Below are 3,526 nucleotides of genomic sequence, written 5' to 3' on the forward strand. Positions count from 1 at the left end.
CGTGGCAACCCGATACGACAGATGCCCGAAGGTCTTCCTCTCGGCCATCGCGCTCGCGGCAACCGTCATTTATTGGTTATGAATCCTGACCCTAGTATACAGCCTGCAACCCGAATTCGAGAGGCCCCTGATTTGCCAGCCACTTTCGGCATCGTCGATCTGTTTTCCGGCCCGGGCGGGCTGGGTGAGGGCTTTGCGTCCCTCGACCTAAGTGGCCATGCGCCGTTCAAGATCGGCATCTCGGTCGAGAAGGAGGCCTCGGCGCATCGCACGCTGACCTTGCGCGCCTTCCTACGGGCGCATCAGGCGCGTCACGGGACATTGCCGCAGGCCTTCATCGACTTCCACGCCGGGCTGAGGACCCTGGCGACAGCAGGCTGGAGGCCTTGCTAGATATCCTGTCCGGGCAATGGTGCGAGGATGAAGAGCGCGCCTTCATCATCGTCTGTGGGGACAATCCGACGATCGACATGTTGCGGGTGGCGCTCCCCAGATACTTTCCATCTCTCGTTGACGGGATCTCTGTGCTTCGGCGCCCGGTAGCAACCGACGTCGAAGGTGTCACCAATCTGCGGGAAATTCAGGAAACGCTCGCACCGCTACTGTCTGGCGACAACCGCCTCCTGCTGGTTGGCGACTGGGTGCAAGCCGGGCTCAACCTGCACCACGTTGCTGACGGGATCATCTTCTTCTCCCTGCCTTGGGAAATCGACAGCATCGATCAGCTGATTGGCCGCGTGGACCGTCTTGGCGCAACAGGCGAACGTAAGGGCGGCAGGCGTGTCATCGACATCTGGCGGATCCTGATCGAAGGGTCACAGGAAACCGCGATTGCCGACACCGTCGCGGAACTGGGCGTGTTCGACTCGCCGCTTCCGCCCCTCTCCCCCACGGACCTAGCGGAACTGCAGACAACTCTGGGGCACGCTGCCATCAGGCGGAAGGCAGCTCTTCTGGTTACTCCTCTCGCTGGAAAGGGCATCGGTCTCCCGTCACTATTCCGGGACGCAGAACCCTTCACACAGCAACAGGCAGCAGCCGACTTCGAACTGTGGCGAGAGAAGCCTTGTCCTGCGCCCGCGATGATGTCCGACATCGCGCGCCCCAACGAGACGCCCATTCGGCGGGAAGAGCGAGCTCTCGGCGCCTGGCTGAGGACGATCAAGGCCTCCAAAGACTTCGACACCGGTGGGCGGGCTGACAAGGAGGATGGCTACAGCTTCCAGACGATCTGGTATCATGGGGTGGGTGAACGCGGGCGAGCCGGCGAGGCCCCGTTTTCCTTGCCTGGCGCGTCCCGCGAAAGTTGGATGTCTGGTCACGTCCCGTTCATCTATCGGCGATCCGACATTTCAGTACCGCCTCGCAAAATCGTCTTTACGGACGATGGAGAGCTTGGGGCAGATGGCACCCGATCTGGTCGCCCACTCCGTTTCCTCGATCACGGTTCAGAACTGCATGATGCATTGGTTTCCGGCTATACTGGATCAGTCCTCAGTGCCTTCGGGACGGCGAAGCCGGTTGTACAAACGAGCGTCAGGCTACCCGAAGGTCACCCAGCACGGGGACTTGGCCCATTGGTGGTCGTTACGGTCGCGCAGTTCGACCCGTTTCCGGATGAGCTGCTCCCCCCGGCCTGGACAGCCAAGGCGAGGGAAATTCTTAACAGCGCGCCGACAGACGTGCAGAAGAGCGCGCTTTCCGCCGACCGACGCATGCTTCACACCCTCTTTCGTGCTTTCCAGTGCAGGGTCAGGGTCGCAGCCCCGGCAGCATTCATGCGCAAGGGATACTGGAAGGCCAAGGATGGCTGGCGGGAGTCGACCGAAGAAGAAGTTGACCTTTGTCTGCAACCAATAACGTCATCGACCAACAATGCGCTGGCCAGAGGCAGGACCCCTCTTTCGGCTCTCGAGAAACATGAGGCGGTGAATGCCCTACGATCTCGACAACTGGCGAAAATCACCGCTGAGGTAGAGCTATACAGGGCGTCGGCTTTGAAGCGTATTCGATATGAGATCGAAGACCTTACAGATCAGGTGAGCGCATATTTCCTGGCGGAGATCCGAAATCGCGAACTCAACCTAGAACGACGCAGGCAAGCTCCACCGGAAGCCGGCCCAGTCGAGCTCTGGCAGGGTCAGGTCGCAGCTTTGGAAAGATCGCTGTCAATGACTCGGCTGAATTTCTCTGAGGCGACCGACTTCCTGCAGGGTCTTGCCGCCGGGCATCACTTGGCTCGTACCGTACAACCGTGCACCATTCTCCTGGCGCTCATCGCCGATGAGTGAGCGCAGACGACAAACACGGAAAGCCGGAGAGGTCGCGCGTCAGCAGCGTGATATTCACCAGCTCTTCCATCACATCGACGATGCGGTCGTAGTAGCTCGACGGGCGCATCCGACCAGCCTCGTCGAACTCGTCATAAGCCTTGGCGACCGAGGACTGGTTCGGGATCGTGAGCATTCGCATCCAGCAGCCAAGGACGCGCATCTGGTCACGAAGATATCGACCGGCCGCAAGCTGGAGGGCGGCCGCTATCAGAAGCATGCAATCTGCGGCCTGCTGATGCATGCCAGCTTGGCGATCACGCCCGAAGGTCTGCCGCTCGGCCTGACTGCGGCCAAATTCTGGTCGCGGTCCAAGTTCAAGGAAACGACCGCGCTCAAGCGCAAGATCAACCCGACCCGTGTGCCGATCGAGCAGAAGGAAAGCATGCGTTGGCTCGATAATCTGCGCCTGTCCACCGAACTGGCCGGCGCGCCCGGGCGCTGTGTGCATATCGGCGACCGGAAAAGCGACATCTACGAACTCTACTGTCTGGCTGTGGAACTCGGGACTGGCTTTCTGATGCGCAGTTGCGTCGACCGCCTGGCGGAGGACGGCGTTACGACCGTCTCCAAGGTGATGGCGCAGATCCAGTCAAGCGGCACACACGAGGTCCGGTTCCGCGATGCGCAGAACCAGGAGCATCGCGCCCTGTTGACCATCAGGCATGCGACAATGGCTGTCCGCCCGCCGATCGGCAAGCAGCGGAAATATCGACACCAAACCCTTCAGATCATCCATGCCGAGGAGATGGATCCGCCGGAAGGGCGCGCACCCGTCTTCTGGAAGCTGATCACGAACCTGCCGGTGGAAAGCCATACGCAGGCCGTGCACAAGCTTGATTGGTATGCGCCGAGCGTGATCGCCGCAGCCTGCACATCTCCACGGCCTCGTTGTCGCCAGAAAACCGTGATTTCGAATACCGCTGTCGGCGTCTCGCTTCCCGCGTTGGTGGGCCGACGCAGCCCCGCACGGATTTGTGATCCCGTCGATTTTGCGCTGGGGTTCGCTCCCGGCTGCTTCCGGTGTGATTCCGGAGCGGCTGGAGCGCGAATGCAGAAAGCCTCCCGGAGGAGGCTTAAGCGGTTGTAATGTAATGGAATTTGGTTGCGGGGGTAGGATTTGAACCTACGACCTTCAGGTTATGAGCCTGACGAGCTACCGGGCTGCTCTACCCCGCGGCCGTTTGCGCTGGATT

The 3,526-nt window shown here is 60.7% G+C and carries 2 protein-coding genes, 1 tRNA gene and 2 pseudogenes; 3 read left to right on the forward strand and 2 right to left on the reverse strand.

What is annotated here, in order from left to right:
- Both BLT64_RS26720 and BLT64_RS25675 read left to right on the forward strand, forming a co-directional pair.
- Positions 1 to 82, forward strand: a pseudogene (locus BLT64_RS26720) (IS5/IS1182 family transposase); the annotation flags it as partial.
- Between the two features lie 304 nt (positions 83 to 386).
- The gene (locus tag BLT64_RS25675) at positions 387 to 2,291 is read left to right on the forward strand and encodes a helicase C-terminal domain-containing protein (RefSeq protein ID WP_011749247.1); all 1,905 of its coding nucleotides are present in this window, start codon (positions 387 to 389) and stop codon (positions 2,289 to 2,291) included.
- On the opposite strand, the pseudogene BLT64_RS25680 reads toward BLT64_RS25675, so the two are convergent.
- Positions 2,275 to 2,499: pseudogene (locus BLT64_RS25680) on the reverse strand (arsenical resistance protein ArsH); the annotation flags it as partial. The gene BLT64_RS25675 and the pseudogene BLT64_RS25680 sit on opposite strands and share 17 nt — an antisense overlap.
- An 81-nt stretch (positions 2,500 to 2,580) precedes the next feature.
- Between BLT64_RS25680 and BLT64_RS25685 the strand changes: the two are divergent.
- Positions 2,581 to 3,420, forward strand: a complete 840-nt coding sequence (locus BLT64_RS25685; protein WP_175474428.1) for a hypothetical protein — start codon at positions 2,581 to 2,583, stop codon at positions 3,418 to 3,420.
- A gap of 12 nt (positions 3,421 to 3,432) precedes the next feature.
- Here the strand turns inward: BLT64_RS25685 and BLT64_RS25690 are convergent.
- A tRNA-Met gene (locus tag BLT64_RS25690) sits at positions 3,433 to 3,509 on the reverse strand.
- Between the last annotated feature and the right edge of the window lie 17 nt (positions 3,510 to 3,526).

Source organism: Paracoccus denitrificans (assembly GCF_900100045.1).
GTDB classification, from domain to species: Bacteria; Pseudomonadota; Alphaproteobacteria; order Rhodobacterales; family Rhodobacteraceae; genus Paracoccus; species Paracoccus denitrificans.